Below are 16,478 nucleotides of genomic sequence, written 5' to 3' on the forward strand. Positions count from 1 at the left end.
ACGACCTTTGGAAGCTTGTCCGGCTTAGTAGCAAATGCCTGTGTGCCAATCTCTTTGCTATAAAATTTCCGAATCTTTAAAATTCTGATAAATGAAAAACGAATCAATACCCGACGCCGGGCTGTTGCATAATAGTGCAGCCTGTTTACCTCCATGGGATGATGCAACGAAATGCAACCTGTTAAAACAACTGATTGTAAAGGAGGCCGAACGTGGTTTTGCCCATTATCTGTATGAATTGATTCCCGATGTGGAGCAGCTATTTGATATGAAGCGGTCCGCTAGCCCTGTGGAAGTGCCGGCGCCTTCCGAGCCTTCGAAAGAACAGGTTATTGCATGGATCACGGGTCTATGCGCGCCAGAATTCATTTTCGAGATGGAGCATCATACAGAACGGCGCAGCCTGGACCTGTTTATTGTTTTGCAGCCGCAGGAGGCACGTAATTTTAAAGACCTGCATGCATATATTCATACTGCATCTTTGGGAAGCTGGAATATCCGGTTTACGCTGTGTCAGCGTAGCCAGTTTCTGCAACAACGAAAACAGGGGAATCTTTTTTGTGTATTGAGCTGCAATGATGAGCGGCTGGTGTACGCGAGGGGTGGTGTCGTATTGGAGCCAATAGATAGCCGGATTGTTCACCAATGGTTGGAAAAATCGCGGCAAACACTTGAAACCGGTTTGGCAAGGGGGCGTCGGATTTTTGAGCATGCTTTGCTGTTTGAGGAGGAGGGCGCCAAAGGACTGGCCTGTTTTATGTTGCACCAGGCCGCTGAGCTGTCATTGCGCGGATTTGCCGCGGCATTCTCCGGTGTTTACCTGCGCCAGCATTCCATCCGCGAATTGTTATACCATTGCAGCCGCATTCATCGCCGGTTTGCCTCATTTTTTAAAACGGCAGCCGAATTTGAAATGTTAACATTGTTGGAAACTTCTTATACGGCAGCCCGCTATCAGAACGAATTTACCATAGCGGATCCTTTTCTTGAAATATTGAAAGAAAAAGTAGCATCCATTCTCGCCTGCACAGACGAGATTGCAGCCCGGCATATCAACCGGTATGTTTCGCTGATTGACGCAACACGCTGACAATGCGCAGATGAGCGCCGGCTAGGGTTCCTTCAACACAACATGGCCGGTCCGCTTCAGGTTTCCCCATCCCTGACTTTCTCCCTTGATCGCGCGACGGAGCGATCGGAACAGTACAATGTACATAATCTGCCGGTATACAAAACGCTGGGGAATGAGCCATAAGAGCTGCCAGTAATTTTTCTCTTTTTCAATGCTGAATGCGAAAAAGGCCACCAATACATCTACAATAAGGAAGATGCCATAATAAAGCAGGATCCTGTTGAGATCCACCCAGCTGGTATGCTGTGCATTGGGCCAGTTGTAATAAATGGAAAAGAAAAACAACAGGTCTGCAATGGGGGCAATAATGGGAAGTATGATCTGGAATAATAAAATATTAGGAAGCGATACCATGCCCAGTCCCTTATAACGCGCCCTGAAGCAAGCATCCTTGTTTTTCCAGAAGCTTTGCATTACTCCATAACTCCAGCGGAAGCGTTGCTTTAGAAACTGCCGGATGGTTTCGGGTGCTTCGGTGATGGCCACTGCATCATTACAGTTGCGGATGACATATCCCTTCCGCAGGATGCGAATGGTGAGGTCGCAGTCTTCGGCCAGCGAGTCGGTTGTAAAACCGCCGGCTTCCACGATCGCTTTTTTACGGAAAGCACCAATGGCGCCTGGAACTACGGTGATCCCGTTGATATAATCAAACGCCCGCCGATCGAAATTCTGAGCGGTTATATACTCGATCGATTGCCAGCGGGTAAGTACATTATTGATATTGCCAACTTTTACATTGCCTGCAACGGCACCGATGGTTTCGTTGACAAAATAGCGCATGAGCTGGCTGATGGCATCTTTCCGTAGCTGGGTGTCGGCATCAATACAAACCAGGTAATCGGCGGATGCCTGCGCGATGCCATAGTTGAGCGCGGATGCCTTGCCTCCATTGGGTTTCGTGAGCACTCTTACTTTTGGGTGGCCGGCAAAGGCTTCACTGATATTTCTAAATGTGTTGTCCTTTGAACCGTCATCTACAAAAATGACCTCCAGGTTGGGATAGTCTTGTTTTAAAAGGCTATCGACGGTTCTTACGCAGTTAACTTCCTCGTTGTATGCAGGCACAATAATGCCTACTTTTTCTTTAAAGGCTCCTAATGGAGGAAGTGTTTCTTTTTTCTGGCGCCTGTAGTTGAGTACAGCCAGGATGCCCATAAAAATAACACGACCCAGGCCGAGAAAAATCGCCAGCCAGAATGCTGTTGTCAGAAATTGCGATATCCAGAAAACAAGCTTGGTAGCAAAGCTATCGGCCTGCAGCATATCATTTTTTACGGGGGGCATTACCTGATCTCTTGTTAGATTGAGCAGTTGCGCTACAGTAATGAATTGAATGTTGCGGTCTTTGAAATATTTAATAATCCTGGGTAGAGCGTCTACTGTTCCCTGCCGGTTGCCACCGGCATCATGTAATAAAATAATGCCCCGGTCTTTATAAGGCATGGCCTCATATTGCCGGACAATACGGTTGTAGATACTGTCTGAGTTTACATGCGCGCTGTCGAGGTCCCAGTCTTCGGGGTCGATGCTTTCTCCAACTGCATAGTATTTGAGCTTTTTACTTAAGGCTACCGGTTGCAATTCTACCTGTAGGGTGGGCTCCGCGTCTGCATTAAACGGTGGCCGGAAGAGAATGGTACTGCGCCCGGTAACAGCCTCTATTAAAAGACGTGTGGCGTCAATCTCGGTTTGTGCTCTCCGGATGCCCACGCTGGCAATATTGGGATGGGTAAATGTGTGGTTGCCGATCTCGAATCCTTCTTTATAAACCTGTTCAAATACCGGTAAATGGTTTTGAATGTTGATGCCAACTACAAAGAATGCGGCAGGCACGTTCTCCTGTTTTAATATTTTGAGAATCTGAGGAGTGTATTCAGGGTCAGGACCGTCATCAAAGGTTAGAAGCACCTGTTTTCCGGGGACCACCTGGCCAAATCTCCGGATCACGTATTTTGTAGGTAACTCGAGGTATTTTTCTTCTTGTATCAGATAATCGTTTAACGTGTCTGCGGTTATTTTCATGCGGCCGTTCTGGGGTTCAGAGATTACATCGAGCACTTCTCCATCTCCTATATAATCGGGTTTTTCAAAAGATACCGGTATATTTTCAAGGCGTTGGAATAGCCTGGTTTGCAATCGCATTGCTTCGGTAGTCAGGTTCCGTTTGTAAAAGGTCCAAAGCCGCTGGTCTTCTGCACCCAACCTCCAGATGGCTACGCCTGCTACCCCATAATCGTCTGCAAAGCGCATGGTGTTAAAGTTGCTGGCTGCATCATTGAACCAGACCTGGTGTTTTACGTTGCTGTAGTCGGTATAGCTAAAATGACAGTTGTATGTGTTGTTGTCGAACTCAATGGTGGCATTGTGTTCCTTGGCCGCGGATATGGCCTGTGCGTAGGTCAGGTTTTGCGCGGCCCGGTTCTCCGGCCAGTCGTATCCATAAGTGGCCATGCACAAAACGATCTTTTTGGATGGCACGTTTTTGGCGGCATCATCCAGTACTTTCTCAATCCAGCGTTGTTCGCTCACAGGGCCAGGAATGCTGGTGTCATAAAACTGGTCGTAGGCCATCAGGAAAATATAATCGTTCAGCCGGGCGATTTCGGCGATATTATAATTATCGTCATTGGGCAGGATGTCCTGTGTTATGAGGAGCCCACGGTTATGCAGCTCCTGGTACAAGGTCTCCTGAAACTGACGCAGATAGGGTAAGGTGCCCTCCTGGAGTTCCTCAAAGTCGAGGTTGATTCCGTTTAATTTATATTTTTCAATGGTACCGAGAATATCCCTCAACAGCCGGGCTCTTTTTTGCGGATTGCTCAGTATCCGGTGCAGCAGTTTTCCATCAAAATCCCCATTTTGAACATTACTTAACATAGGGATGATTGACACTTTGGCCTTTCGCATCGTCTGTAACGCATCATTATCGATGTTGGGGCGGAGGGTATCTGCATCCGGATCCAGCAGGAACCACTCCGGTAACACCATATCAAGTTTGTCGACGTTTGATTTTAAAGAAGAGAGGGACTGCGGATCCCAGTCTACAAAGAAAGCAGCGCGGATCCCGGTACTTTTGGGCCGTTTCTTTTCCTGGGCAATATAGGCATTGTTTTGTGCACGGGCGCTGATAAAAGCCTGCATGCCTTTGTATTTTTTTTTATCTTTTTCACTCAGGCTCCGGGGAATGGTGAGGTGAATCGTGCGGTTGGTATCTACTTTTGAAAGTCCGGGGAGCAATAAATTATCTACCCGGCTGATGGAGAAGATGGCCAGCGGAATCATTGCAATGGCCAGGAACACCAAAAGCCGGCTAGTCCACTTAAAGGTGTTCCATCGAGCCCTGCTTTCCGTCTGAAAAATTTGAGGATCTCCGGACATATAAATAAATGATTTGATACAAAATTACAGGCTAAATCTTCCCCTTCAAGCAACCAGTTACTTTATTCTGGAACAATTTTTTACATTTACTTAAATTGATACATGTAATGAAACAGGTAAAAGGAAATCTGGTGGATATTATGGGGCGGACCGTCAATTTTGCTTTGGTAGAATTTGATGAGGCACAGATCCGGAAGATACAGGTCATCGGAACGGAACCAGTGGCCGGCCATCCCTATATACTGCCGGGGTTTATAGACAGCCACGTACATATCGAGAGCAGCATGCTGGTTCCTTCAGAATTTGCGCGTCTTGCGGTAGTACATGGAACCGTAGCCACCGTAAGTGATCCGCATGAGATCGCTAACGTTTGCGGAATGGAGGGCGTACGGTACATGATCGAAAATGGAAATACGGTACCATTCAAGTTTAATTTTGGCGCACCGAGCTGTGTACCTGCTACCGGTTTTGAAACGGCCGGTGCAAGACTTGGGGTGGAGGAGGTAACCGAGCTGTTGCAATATCCGGAGATCCGCTATCTGAGCGAGATGATGAACTTTCCAGGCGTGCTGGCACATGACCTGGAGGTGATGGAAAAAATAAACGCGGCGCACAGGGCCGGGAAACCCGTTGACGGACATGCCCCGGGCTTAAGAGGGATCGATGCGCTGCGATATGCAGAGGCCATCGCAGATAATACGGCGGGGCTGCCGGGCACGGATCACGAATGCTTTACAAAAGAAGAGGCCCTGGATAAGTTAAAGGCCGGTATGAAGATCCTGATCCGGGAGGGTAGCGCTGCCAAAAATTTCGACGCGTTGATCGGCCTGTTAAACGAATATCCCGGGGAAATCATGTTCTGCAGCGACGATAAACACCCCGACAGCCTGGAAGCAGGGCATATTGACCGGCTCTGCGCCCGCGCGGTGGCAAAAGGAGTGAATGTATTTGATGTATTAAAGGCGGCCTGCGTAAACCCGGTTGCGCATTACAAGCTGGACGTTGGACAGCTAAAAAAAGGCGATCCGGCTGACCTGATCCTGGTAGAAGATCTGCAGCATTTCAGGGTGCTGGAAACCTATATTAACGGTCGCCTGGTGGCATCCGGAGGCAAGACGTTGATCCAGAGTTTCCCAGCCGGGATTATCAATCATTTTGAGTGCCGGCCAAAAGCAATTTCTGATTTCCGGATACCTGTTGCCGATCAGCCCAATGTACCGGTTATCGAAGCCCTTGACGGGCAGTTGATCACCAATGCGCTGCTTTTAGCACCTCCGCAGGAACACGGGGCGTTTGTAAGCGATCCCGGTCAGGACCTGTTAAAAATTACGGTAGTAAACCGGTACCGGGACACTGCACCGGCGATGGCTTTTATCCGGAACTTCGGATTGAAACGGGGTGCCATGGCCTCTTCCGTAGCGCACGACAGTCATAATATTATTGCTGTGGGGGCGGATGATGAAAGTTTGTGCAGGGCGGTAAATCTTGTAATCACTGCAAAAGGCGGTGTTGCTGCGGTTGATGAAGACCGGGAGCTGATGGTACCATTGCCCGTAGCGGGTTTAATGAGCAATGAAGACGGGTACACGGTTGCTATGGCTTATACAGCCATTGACCAGATGGTAAAAGCAATGGGTTCAACGCTTTCGGCTCCTTTTATGACCCTTTCGTTTATGGCCTTACTGGTCATTCCTGCTCTGAAACTAAGCGATAAAGGGCTGTTTGACGGCAGAAAATTTGAATTGATTAACACGGGAAAGTGATGGCTTCACCGTTTCAGCCGGATTTTTAGAAAAAAGTGTTTGTCATTCGCCGTACCAATCCGCCCATTTACCGATATCTGGCGTTCACATGCGAAAAATCTGTTGTAAGGCCTATCTTAGGGGGGTATTTTTACAAAAAATATTGAACAATGAGTGAAAATAATCCGTATAATACCGAATTCTATAACAAATCAGAAAAAACCGACCAGCCGGATCCCAAGACTTCCGGGTCTCAGCCGCCTTATTTTAAGGAGCGGAATGCACAAGGGCATATTTGGGTAGGCTTGTTTTTGGTGCTGATTGGTGTGGTGTACCTGCTGAAGAGAATGGGCTTTGTGTTCCCGGATTTTATGCTTTCCTGGCAGATGTTTCTGATCGTACTGGGGATCTTTATCGGTTTCCGGAAAAACTTTCAGGGGCCGGGCTGGCTTATTCTGATTCTGGTAGGTTCTCTGTTCCTTGTAAATGAATTCTTCCTGTTCAATGCGTTGCGAAAGTTTATCTTCCCCATAGCGTTGATTGGCGCAGGTCTGTTTTTCATCCTCCGTCCCAGGAAAACATATGAATTCGTTACCCAGGATCCTAATACCGGCGACCCGACGGGAAAAAAGACCTATCGGGGCAGCGTCAGCAATGAAGACATCATTGATGCTACTTCCATTTTCGGAGGCACCAAGAAAAAAGTGCTCTCCAAGAATTTCCGTGGGGGCGATATGGTGAACGTATTCGGCGGTAGTGAAATTGACCTGCTGCAGGCAGATATCAGCGGAACCGCGGTGTTGGAGGTGACTGCGATATTGGGAGGCGCAACCTTGCTGATCCCTTCTCACTGGAATGTAGTTTCGGAAGCCGTAGCCATACTGGGAGAAGTGAAAGACAAACGGGTGTCGATGGGGAATGTGGATACTACAAAGACGTTGGTATTAAAAGGTACCGTAATTTTAGGGGGAATTGATATTAAGAGTTTTTAGCGGGAAGTGAATAGTAAATCGTTAATGATGAATAGTCAATAAAGAATAGGTGGTGTCTTTGGTTGAATACGGATGTTTTTCCTGACTGGTATCGGCCAGGTCGCAATCTCAAATCTCAAACCCCAAATCTCAAACTCCAAGTCTCAAGTCTCAAATCCAAACAAATTCTGTGTCCACCTCTCCATTAACAGCAAAAAGATTTCTTACACCGGTGATCATCGCCTGGGTGGTTCTGGTAAACGCCCAGGTGTTTTTTTTGCGTAGCTCTTTTCCGTTTTTCCCGCTGTACATTGTTCTTACGGATAGCCTGTTGAGCAATTTACTGCTATTGGTAGCGGGATTGCTGATGTTGAACGTAACCAAGTACTATTTGCCCTCCACCTACCAGTATACCAGCGTTATTGCTGCCTGCCTGGTGCTAACGGGTTTGTGGCTTTTTGTTTCCAATACCTTTTTGAAAATATTTCTGGGCGACTCGGAAGCGTACGCGGCCTTTCTTAAGAATTCGCTGATCATCCGCGCGGGCTTTGCTTTCCTGGTGCTTACAATTCTGACCATTGCTGCCATTTTATGGTACAATTGGGTAGAGCGGCAAAAAGTAGAACAGCGGCGCTTGGATGCAGACCGGCTGTCGCGGGAAGCAGAGCTGTTTAAACTACGTCAGCAATTGCAACCCCATTTTTTGTTCAACAGCCTTAATTCCATCAACGCCCTGATCGGGTTAAATCCCCAGCAGGCACGCCGGATGGTACAACAGCTATCTGATTTCTTAAGAGGCACGCTGAAAAAAGAAGAATCTCAAATGATCTCCCTTACCGAAGAGATCAGTTATTTGAACTTATATTTGGAGATCGAAAAAGTCCGTTTTGGAAACCGGCTGATGACGTCCATTTCCATCGATGAGAATACAAAAGAATTGCAGTTGCCTACATTGCTGCTCCAGCCCATTGTGGAAAATGCGATCAAGTTCGGGCTCTATGATACAATCGGCGAAACGCTGATCACTATTGAAAGTACCAGGGAGCTGTCGGAATTGTGCATTATGGTCAGCAATCCTTTTGATCCGGAAACATCGCTGCCTAAAACGGGTACCGGTTTTGGATTGAGCTCTATTAAAAGAAGGTTATACCTGCTGTATGGAAGGAATGACCTGCTGTCTACAAAAACAAAAGAAAATATATATTATACAATCGTAAAAATACCGCAACAGGCATGAGCAAAGTAATCATCATCGACGACGAATTTTTGGCAAGAAGTATGGTAAAAGAATACCTGCAGAAATATCCCCAGCTGGAGCTGGTGGCTGAATGCGGCGACGGGTTTGAAGGAATGAAAGCTATACAAGAGCATAAGCCGGACTTGATTTTTTTGGATATCCAAATGCCCAAGATCAGTGGTTTTGAAATGCTAGAGCTGATTGAAGAACCCCCGGCCGTGATTTTTGCCACCGCATTTGATGAGTACGCGATTAAGGCATTTGAGGCACATGCAGTGGATTACCTGTTAAAACCTTTTGACCAGGAGCGTTTTGATAAAGCGGTGAATAAATTTCTGGCTCAGCACAAGGGGAGCGCCACCAATACGCAGGAATTGCTGAATGATGTGCAGCTTCCCAATTCGAATAACCGGATCGTGGTGAAAAACGGAAGCAAAATCAAGATTATTCCGGTACAGGAGGTCTTGTACCTGGAGGCCGCCGATGACTTTGTAAAGATCTTTACAAAGGATGGTTATTTCCTTAAAAATAAAACCATGTCATTCTTTGAAGCCTTTTTGCCACCCGACCTGTTTGTGCGGAGCCACCGTTCCTATATTGTAAACATCCAGGAAATTACGCGCATTGATCCGTATGAAAAAGACGGTCATGTGGCCATTCTCAAAAATGGCACAAAGATCAATGTGAGCCGGAATGGATATGGAAAGCTAAAGGCGGTGTTGGGACTGTAACCCCCGTATTTGGTGTTGCGGCTCTCGCCTGCTAACAGTACTGCTTGGATGCAGTTGCGGTGGAAACAGCATTCTTTATGCGAACTTTTTTGGCGCGGGGTTAATCTTCCCAGGTGCTTTTCGGCCTTGTTATTTTTTACCTGCGATCCCTATATTCCCGGTAAAAGTAGGTACCTGAAATAGCTGTTTATTAATTGCCTTTTCTTAACTTTAGTACGCCAATTTAAATCTATTGTTACCTTTAAAGAAAATCAACTATGGGAAAGTTTGTAATTACCAAGAGGGCAAACGGGGAATTCCAGTTTAACCTGAAAGCGGGCAATGGCCAGGTGATCCTTACCAGTGAAGGCTATACCACGAAGGCTGCTTGTGATAACGGCATAGCGTCGGTTAAAAAAAATGCTTCCGATGACGCGAGCTATGACCGCAAAACATCGTCTAACGGCAAACCCTTTTTTAATCTGAAAGCCGGCAATGGTCAGGTGATTGGGAAAAGCGAGCTCTATGAGTCAGAAGCTGCCCGCGAAAACGGAATCGAGTCGGTAAAAAAGAATGCACCAGATGCCGATATTGCCGATGAAACAAACGGTTAGCGCCCGGAGTACATGAGCCTTGTTGCTGGTACCTCGCCGGTGATGGGTTAAAATTCTTTAAATGGCCCGTTGGGTTGACGGAGGTTGTATCAAAAATTATTTAGTGTAGCTGCGGTTGTGAAGGCAGCGTTATCCTGAAGATTTTTGATATAACCTTTTTATATGTTCATAAACGGACTTTTAGCGGTTCATGCTTGATGCTGAAGCGTATTGCATGCGCCTATATTACCCGTTTTAAGGTCTTTAGTTTTCCTTTCAGCGAAGGATATGCTAACGGAATATCGGGCCAGTTACGGGCTTTTAAAATGCTTTTTGCATGGCTGAAGGTTTCGAAGGAAAACCGGCCATGATAGCGACCGATGCCACTGTTGCCCCGGCCTCCGAAGGGCAGGTTTTTGTTCAGGTAATGCATCGCTGCCGTATTTACACACCCGCCGCCAAAGGGAACCTGCTGCAGCCACCGGTCGGCCTCTTTTTTATCGTTGGTAAATATATAGAAGGCCAGCGGGTTTTCATTCTGCCGGATAAGCGCCAGCGCTTCTTCTTCGGTTTCATAACCGATAACGGGCAGCAACGGTCCGAAAATTTCTTCTTTCATTATTGGTGCGCCCATGGAAGGTGCATCGATCAGCGTGGGCGCAATGAATAATTGTTCTTCGTTATGTTCGCCGCCATGGAGGATGGTTTGTTCACTCATTAACTGCTTCAGCCGGTGAAAATGTTTGTTGTTAATGATGCGGCCGTAATCATAGCTGCTGATGGGATGTTGTCCGTAGAATTTCAGGATCGTTGCTTTCAGAAGCTGGATTAATGTGGCTTTAACCGTATTGTGCACCAGCAGGTAATCCGGGGTAATGCACATCTGGCCGGCATTGGAGAATTTGATATTGATGATCCGTTTGGCCGCCGTTTTCAATGTTGCATTGGCGGTAACCACACAGGGGCTTTTTCCCCCGAGCTCCAATGTTACCGGTGTGAGTTGGGCTGCTGCCTTTTGATAAATGATCTTTCCTACCATGGTGCTTCCGGTGTAAAAAACGTGGTCATACCGGAAATCATCCATCAGCCGGGGAATAAGCGTAACGCCTTCTCCCGGAACATAGAGCACGTAGTTGGCGGGAAACGCTTCACTGATGATCTGTCCCATTACTTTTTCCGTGGCTGCTGCCAGTTCGCTGGGTTTTAACACCACACAGTTACCTGCGGCTATGGCGCCGATCAGGGGCATGAATAATAACTGAAAAGGATAATTCCAGGGAGCGATGATCAGCACCAGCCCCAACGGTTCGTAAAGGATGCTGCTTTTACCCGGTATGTTAGCCAGGTTGGTGGCAACGGGTTGGGGGGCCATCCACTCGTCAAGCGAACGGATGCCGGCATCGATTTCCGAGATGACCATACCGGTTTCAGTGATCCAAACCTCTTCCTTGCTTTTATGCAGATCCTGAAACAATGCGTCACTCAGTGCTTCTTCATGGCGCAGGATGCTTTCTTTTAATTGTTGCAGTTGTTTTTTCCGGAATGCGATCGGACGCGTAGCTCCCGTATGGAAAAAACCGCGCATGCTATTCAACTCGTTGATCAGGCCTGTCATTGGTTCGTTGTTTATGATTTCCGGATGCCATGTCCGGATATGTTCGCGGACACCTGCAAAAACCGGATGCGCTTCTCAGCCTGACAAATTTCGACAAGATTTTTAAGATTGTCAAATGTACTTGCCGGCTTATTTAAAAGCGGCAAAGGAAGCAAAGCAAAGATGCTTGTGAAGCAAGGCCACTGTTTTAAAACCAGATTGCTGTAAGAGATTGGTTTGATAAAGTACGCTCCTGGGGGAGTCTTCTTTTTCAATATATGCAAATACATGATCCCGGTACGCTTCATCCTTCAAACCAGTGAGGTAATTGCCGTACTGCTGTGTAAAAAGCAGGTGCCGGAGCGAGGGATGATCTTCGGTTACCAGGTCAAAGATCCAGATGCTGCCTCCCGGCTTCAGAAGCCGGTAAAATTTTGCAAAGGCTGCTTCCCAGTCGGCGTCCTCCCGTAAATGATGCAGCGTAGCCGTGGCAATGATCACATCATAGGCCGTTTCCTCCAATGCCGCCGTTCTGAAATCTTCTTTTATAGTAGTTACCCTGCCGGTTGTCAATGGCTGCACCCGTTCTCTGGCTTTATCCAGCATGGGCTTGCTCAGGTCCACGAGCGTTACGTCGGGGTTGGAGGTTGTTTTTGACAAGAGCTTTACCGGGTAGTTGCCGGCCCCGCATCCGATGTCGAGTAGCTTTTTCAAATGAGAGGTAGTGGCAACAATGCCGTCCGTGATCAGCTCCATATTAAAGCTGGCATCCAAGGTTGTTTGCTGTCCGGTTTCGAGATTTGAAAAACGGGCCACATCCTGGTCGAAGCGCTCTTCAATTTCTTTTAATGTTGATTTCTGTTCCATACAATGGTTTTCATTCAAAACTAAAAACAGCAATGATACTTTAAAAATACTATTTTTATCATTGATCAATACTTAAAAGGTATCATGGAAATCCGGCATTTAGTGTACTTCCACATGCTTGCAAAAGAATTACATTTTGGAAGGGCTGCGGCAAAATTGTTTATCTCCCAACCACCACTGAGCCGCCAGATCCGGGAGCTTGAAGCAGAACTCGGCTTGCTCTTGTTTGAGCGGAATAACAAACGGGTGGCGCTAACCGAAGCCGGCCGGTATTTCCTGTCTGAAAGCACCGCACTGCTGCAACAGCTGGAGAAGGCAAAATTAAAGGCAAGGCAGATTCATGATTCCCTGGCCGGCACTTTCCGGCTGGGATACATCAGTTCCGCGCCCAGGAGCATTCTTGCCCAGGTGCTGAAAACGATAAAAGTGCAGTATCCCTTTTTGCGGGTAAACCTGTATGAAGCAGCTACACAACGGCAACGGGCGGCATTGGAAAGCGGAACACTTGATTTGGGTATTGCCCGCGCGCCAGTGCTGGCCCCGCAATTAGAGCAACGACTGTTGCTGACCGAATATTTTTGCCTGGCAAAGCCAAAGGGAAAAAAGATCCCGTTGCGGGAGCTGGCCACGCAGTCTTTTGTTTCCTTCAATAAGGATTATGCACCGGATTACCACCAGCAGTTCCTGTATTGCTGCCACCAGCTGGGGTTTGAGCCGCAAGTGATCCATGAATGTAATAATATGCCCTCAATTCTGGAGTTGGTGGCCGGAGGTATGGGCCTGGCCATTGTTCCGCAATCGGTCCGGAAATTATTCCGTTTTACGGACCTGGATTTTGTGCCGTTGCGCCAGTTGCCGGTACGCACGGAAACCATGCTGGTTTTTGATCCGGAGAACCGCCAGCCTGCCTTACCGGTATTTGTGGCATTATTGGAGAAAGCGTATCAGCATTTTAGCAACAGCCTGGGGAAACATACATAGCGGGCCAGCAGATGAAAAGCTGCGCCCCTTTATACGTATGCAAAGAACTTACCGGCCGGTATCGCCCGTTCAGGACTTCCGTTTACTCCAGATGTTACAATCCGTTCATCCTTCGGGATTTTTAATAAACAACCAGCGAATGCGGGGGTGAACAATGGCCCGCTGGAGCCTGTTCTTGGAAAAGTTGTAACTTTCATCTGTGAGCATAAAAGAGCCGTTCCCGGTTTTTGGGATCCGGGAATTTAGGGAACAACAACAATCCGAGGACGACCTGGTGTATCAGGAGCTACACGGAGCGCGGGTGATTGAAAAACCGCATAAGCATGATTTCTTCTTTTTTCTTTTGTTTGAAAAAGGAAGCGGCATTCATTCCATCGACTTTATCGATTACCGGGTAAGGCCCCGCCAGTTGCATCTGTTGTTCCCGGACCAGGTACATAGCTGGCGGCTGGGGAAAAATACCTCGGGGTTCCAGCTGATGATCAGCCGGCCGGTTTTTGAAACGTTTTCTGACGCGTTACGCTTTTCATTTTTTCTTTACCAGCATCACCCGGTGCTGGATCTTCCGGAACCGGTGTTTAAAAAACTGATGTACGAGTTCCGATCAATAAAAGAAGAACTGGAGCAGGTACCGGTTCAGTCGGAGATCGTTACCCTTCGCACCCGCCTGATTGCGCAACTGGCCAGCCGGGAAGCAGAACACAAGTTTGAGGATTTTGAAGTGTATCGTACCCGGCCTGTTTTGTTAAAATACCAATCCCTGGTGGACGTGTATTTTAAAGAACAGAAATCGGTGAGCTTTTATGCCGGCCAGCTGCATATAACCGCCAACTATTTAAACATTCTTTGCAAACGGTATTTTCATGTGCCGGCCACTTTCCTGATCCAGAACCGGGTGATACTGGAAGCAAAGCGCCTGATGCAGGTTTCCGAAAAATCGGTAAAGGAAATAGCCTATGAACTGGGGTTCAGCGATCTTGCCTATTTCTCAAATTTTTTTAAAAGCAAAACCGGGTTTGCTCCAAGGGAGTTCCGGCAGCAGTTATAAATTTTACAAGTTATAGCATAAATCCTCCATCGGGAAGGAAAAGGCGTGGGCTAATTTTGTAAAAAATAAAGTATTTATGGTACCCCGATCCATTTCTAGGAAGGATTTTATTAAGAACTCTTCCATTCTTTTTGCCGCCGGCAGTGGTTTGCTGGCAACCGGTGAAGCCGTTGCCGCCGGCAGCCAAACTGCTGTTGCCACAGGGAAAACGCTTACATTAAAAAATGTGCGGTTGGAAACGGGGTTTGAATATGAAGGAGAAGAAGTGACCGGCACAAAAACAGCGTTGTTTACTATTGAGATCAGTGATGGGAAAATAAAATCGGTATTGCCCAATAATCCTGCGGCGAAGGCCGTGGATGCAAAAGGCTTATTGTTATTGCCGGCCTTCAGGGAAATGCATATCCACCTGGATAAAACCTACTATGGCGAAAAATGGAAGGCTACCGGCAAAAGGCAGGGCGGTGTAAAAGAAATGATCGCGCTGGAACAGCAGATCATCCCGGAGTTGCTGAAAAATTCTACCTATAAAGCAGAAAAACTGATCGAGCTGCTGCAATCGAAGGGCAGCAATGTGGCCCGCAGCCACGTCAACATCGAACCCACTTCAAAGCTGGATTCGTTAAAGCATCTGCAGCAAGCCCTGGAAAATAAAAAGAACTCTTTTGAGGCGGAGCTGGTGGCTTTTCCGCAACATGGTATTTTTTATACGGATTCCGCCCCCCTGATGAAGGATGCCGCACAAATGGGCGTGGATTATATCGGGGGACTGGATCCCACCACTATTGATGGCAGCATTGAGAAGAGCATGGACTTTGTGGTACAGCTGGCGCTGGATTACAAAAAAGGCATCGATATTCATTTACACGAAGGGGGCGAATCAGGTGTAAAAACCATTGAGTACCTGGTGAACAAGGTAAATGAAAACCCGGTATTGAAAGGGAAGACCTTCGTTAGTCATTGCTTTGCGCTGGCCTATCTCGACCGGAAGAAGCAGGAAGAAATGGCAGAGAAGATGGGGAACGCCGGGGTAGGCGTGATGTCTACCATTCCATTTGGAGGCATGATCATGCCCATTCCTACGTTATATAAATACGGTGTGGATGTACGTGCAGGAAACGACTGTATCATCGATCATTGGAATACGTTTGGCTCGGGCAGTGTATTACAGAAGGCCAATCTTGCGACCCAGCTCTATGGGTATCGTACAGAATTTGACCTGTCGCGCATATTAAAACTGGCCACCCACAATGTACTGCCGCTGGATGATAAAGGGAACCGGCAGTGGCCCCGGGTGGGTGATAAAGCCGATTTGGTATTGATCGATGCCAGCTGTTCGGCAGAAGCCGTATCCCGTATTTCGCCGGTGCGCTCCCTCATTCACCGCGGAACCGTCGTATTTTAAAACCATGAATCGCGTTATGCATTATTTACTTTTAGTATGCTCGATATGCATTCTCAATGCCTGCCAGGCAAAAACAAACAGTGCGGATATGAATACAAAAGACACGGGCATTGTAGCAGCGGTAAAAAAAAATCAGCTGTCGGTAGTGGAAGCTGCATTGAAAAAGGGGGCGGACGTAAATACGGTTGATCAGGACAAGCGGTCCCTGTTGCTGATTGCCACCCATGCCAATAACCTGGAAATGGCAACGCTATTGGTGACGCATGGCGCAAATGTGAACCAGCAGGACCAGATTAAGGACAGTCCTTTTTTGTACGCCGGAGCGGCGGGATTTACGGAGCTAGTAAAACTATTCCTGGAACATGGCGCCCGCTTTGACGTGTTTAACCGGTATAACGGAACGGCGCTGATCCCGGCCTGCGAACGGGGGCATATCGAAGTGGTTAAACTCCTGGCGAATACAAAGGGGTTTCCCATGGATCATGTGAACCGGCTGGGATGGACGGCACTGATGGAGGCCGTGGTACTGGGCAACGGGTCAAAAAAATATGTAACCGTGGTGCAGTTGCTGGCAGATGCGGGGTGTAATGTAAATATTCCCGATCAGGATGGTGTTACGGCCTTACAGCATGCCCGCTCCAGGGGGTATACAAAAATTGCCGGCATCCTGGAAAAGACTGCCGCCGGGAAAAGATGAACCAACGATCATTCCTGTAAATGTGTTTTATACTGTTCAATAACGGAAGAGCCTCCCAGGGGCTTTTCCAATTAAGGTTTACCCGGTAATATTGGATCCGTTCCTGCAAACAGATTAGCC

General features: G+C 47.5%; 13 protein-coding genes. 10 read left to right on the plus strand and 3 right to left on the minus strand.

The features are described from left to right. Positions 1 to 91 precede the first annotated feature (91 nt). Positions 92 to 1,090: a HEPN domain-containing protein gene (locus LL912_RS21365; protein ID WP_235555646.1), complete on the plus strand. Its 999-nt coding sequence runs from the start codon at positions 92 to 94 to the stop codon at positions 1,088 to 1,090. 21 nt (positions 1,091 to 1,111) lie between these two features. Here the strand turns inward: LL912_RS21365 and LL912_RS21370 are convergent, their stop codons facing one another. Next, entirely contained in the window at positions 1,112 to 4,513 is a 3,402-nt protein-coding gene (locus LL912_RS21370; RefSeq protein WP_235555647.1) for a glycosyltransferase, read from the minus strand. Positions 4,514 to 4,620: 107 nt separating this feature from the next. Here LL912_RS21370 and ade point away from each other — a divergent pair, with 107 nt between their 5' ends. From ade to LL912_RS21395, 5 genes are all read left to right on the plus strand, one after another. Then, positions 4,621 to 6,276 carry an adenine deaminase gene (gene ade / locus LL912_RS21375; RefSeq protein WP_235555648.1) on the plus strand — a complete coding sequence of 552 codons (1,656 nt, stop codon included), beginning with the start codon at positions 4,621 to 4,623 and terminating at the stop codon, positions 6,274 to 6,276. 149 nt (positions 6,277 to 6,425) lie between these two features. Beyond that, positions 6,426 to 7,247, plus strand: coding sequence for a LiaF transmembrane domain-containing protein (locus LL912_RS21380; protein WP_235555649.1), 822 nt, complete (start codon positions 6,426 to 6,428; stop codon positions 7,245 to 7,247). Between the two features lie 169 nt (positions 7,248 to 7,416). Beyond that, positions 7,417 to 8,463, plus strand: coding sequence for a sensor histidine kinase (locus LL912_RS21385; RefSeq protein ID WP_235555650.1), 1,047 nt, complete (start codon positions 7,417 to 7,419; stop codon positions 8,461 to 8,463). Then, a complete protein-coding gene (locus LL912_RS21390) occupies positions 8,460 to 9,194 on the plus strand; it encodes a LytR/AlgR family response regulator transcription factor (protein WP_235555651.1) in 735 nt (244 codons plus the stop codon). Before LL912_RS21385 ends, LL912_RS21390 begins: the two co-directional genes overlap by 4 nt. Positions 9,195 to 9,451: 257 nt before the next feature. Beyond that, entirely contained in the window at positions 9,452 to 9,787 is a 336-nt protein-coding gene (locus tag LL912_RS21395) for a YegP family protein (protein WP_235555652.1), read from the plus strand. 220 nt (positions 9,788 to 10,007) lie between these two features. Here the strand turns inward: LL912_RS21395 and LL912_RS21400 are convergent, their stop codons facing one another. Both LL912_RS21400 and LL912_RS21405 read right to left on the minus strand, forming a co-directional pair. After that, positions 10,008 to 11,381: an aldehyde dehydrogenase gene (locus LL912_RS21400; protein WP_235555653.1), complete on the minus strand. Its 1,374-nt coding sequence runs from the start codon at positions 11,379 to 11,381 to the stop codon at positions 10,008 to 10,010. Positions 11,382 to 11,510: 129 nt separating this feature from the next. Then, positions 11,511 to 12,227: a class I SAM-dependent methyltransferase gene (locus LL912_RS21405; protein WP_235555654.1), complete on the minus strand. Its 717-nt coding sequence runs from the start codon at positions 12,225 to 12,227 to the stop codon at positions 11,511 to 11,513. Positions 12,228 to 12,311: 84 nt separating this feature from the next. On the opposite strand from LL912_RS21405, the gene LL912_RS21410 reads away from it, so the two are divergent. The 4 genes from LL912_RS21410 (at position 12,312) to LL912_RS21425 (ending at position 16,358) form a co-directional block, all read left to right on the plus strand. Next, positions 12,312 to 13,208, plus strand: a complete 897-nt coding sequence (locus tag LL912_RS21410) for a LysR family transcriptional regulator (protein ID WP_235555655.1) — start codon at positions 12,312 to 12,314, stop codon at positions 13,206 to 13,208. Positions 13,209 to 13,407: 199 nt separating this feature from the next. Continuing rightward, on the plus strand, positions 13,408 to 14,256 hold the full coding sequence (locus LL912_RS21415; protein WP_235555656.1) for a helix-turn-helix domain-containing protein: 849 nt from the start codon (positions 13,408 to 13,410) through the stop codon (positions 14,254 to 14,256). A gap of 76 nt (positions 14,257 to 14,332) precedes the next feature. Then, positions 14,333 to 15,661, plus strand: coding sequence for an amidohydrolase (locus LL912_RS21420; RefSeq protein ID WP_235555657.1), 1,329 nt, complete (start codon positions 14,333 to 14,335; stop codon positions 15,659 to 15,661). Positions 15,662 to 15,749: 88 nt separating this feature from the next. Next, a complete protein-coding gene (locus tag LL912_RS21425) occupies positions 15,750 to 16,358 on the plus strand; it encodes an ankyrin repeat domain-containing protein (RefSeq protein WP_235555658.1) in 609 nt (202 codons plus the stop codon). Positions 16,359 to 16,478 lie beyond the last annotated feature (120 nt).

This window comes from Niabella agricola (genome assembly GCF_021538615.1).
Lineage (GTDB): Bacteria > Bacteroidota > Bacteroidia > Chitinophagales > Chitinophagaceae > Niabella > Niabella agricola.

Bases quoted from the DNA above. Each gene is read 5' to 3' on its own strand.
- LL912_RS21395 (WP_235555652.1), top strand. From the start codon at position 9,452: ATGGGAAAGTTTGTAATTACCAAGAGGGCAAACGGGGAATTCCAGTTT.
- LL912_RS21420 (WP_235555657.1), top strand. From the start codon at position 14,333: ATGGTACCCCGATCCATTTCTAGGAAGGATTTTATTAAGAACTCTTCC.
- LL912_RS21400 (WP_235555653.1), bottom strand. From the start codon at position 11,381: ATGACAGGCCTGATCAACGAGTTGAATAGCATGCGCGGTTTTTTCCAT.
- LL912_RS21380 (WP_235555649.1), top strand. From the start codon at position 6,426: ATGAGTGAAAATAATCCGTATAATACCGAATTCTATAACAAATCAGAA.
- LL912_RS21405 (WP_235555654.1), bottom strand. From the start codon at position 12,227: ATGGAACAGAAATCAACATTAAAAGAAATTGAAGAGCGCTTCGACCAG.
- LL912_RS21410 (WP_235555655.1), top strand. From the start codon at position 12,312: ATGGAAATCCGGCATTTAGTGTACTTCCACATGCTTGCAAAAGAATTA.
- LL912_RS21425 (WP_235555658.1), top strand. From the start codon at position 15,750: ATGAATACAAAAGACACGGGCATTGTAGCAGCGGTAAAAAAAAATCAG.
- LL912_RS21365 (WP_235555646.1), top strand. From the start codon at position 92: ATGAAAAACGAATCAATACCCGACGCCGGGCTGTTGCATAATAGTGCA.
- LL912_RS21390 (WP_235555651.1), top strand. From the start codon at position 8,460: ATGAGCAAAGTAATCATCATCGACGACGAATTTTTGGCAAGAAGTATG.
- ade (WP_235555648.1), top strand. From the start codon at position 4,621: ATGAAACAGGTAAAAGGAAATCTGGTGGATATTATGGGGCGGACCGTC.
- LL912_RS21370 (WP_235555647.1), bottom strand. From the start codon at position 4,513: ATGTCCGGAGATCCTCAAATTTTTCAGACGGAAAGCAGGGCTCGATGG.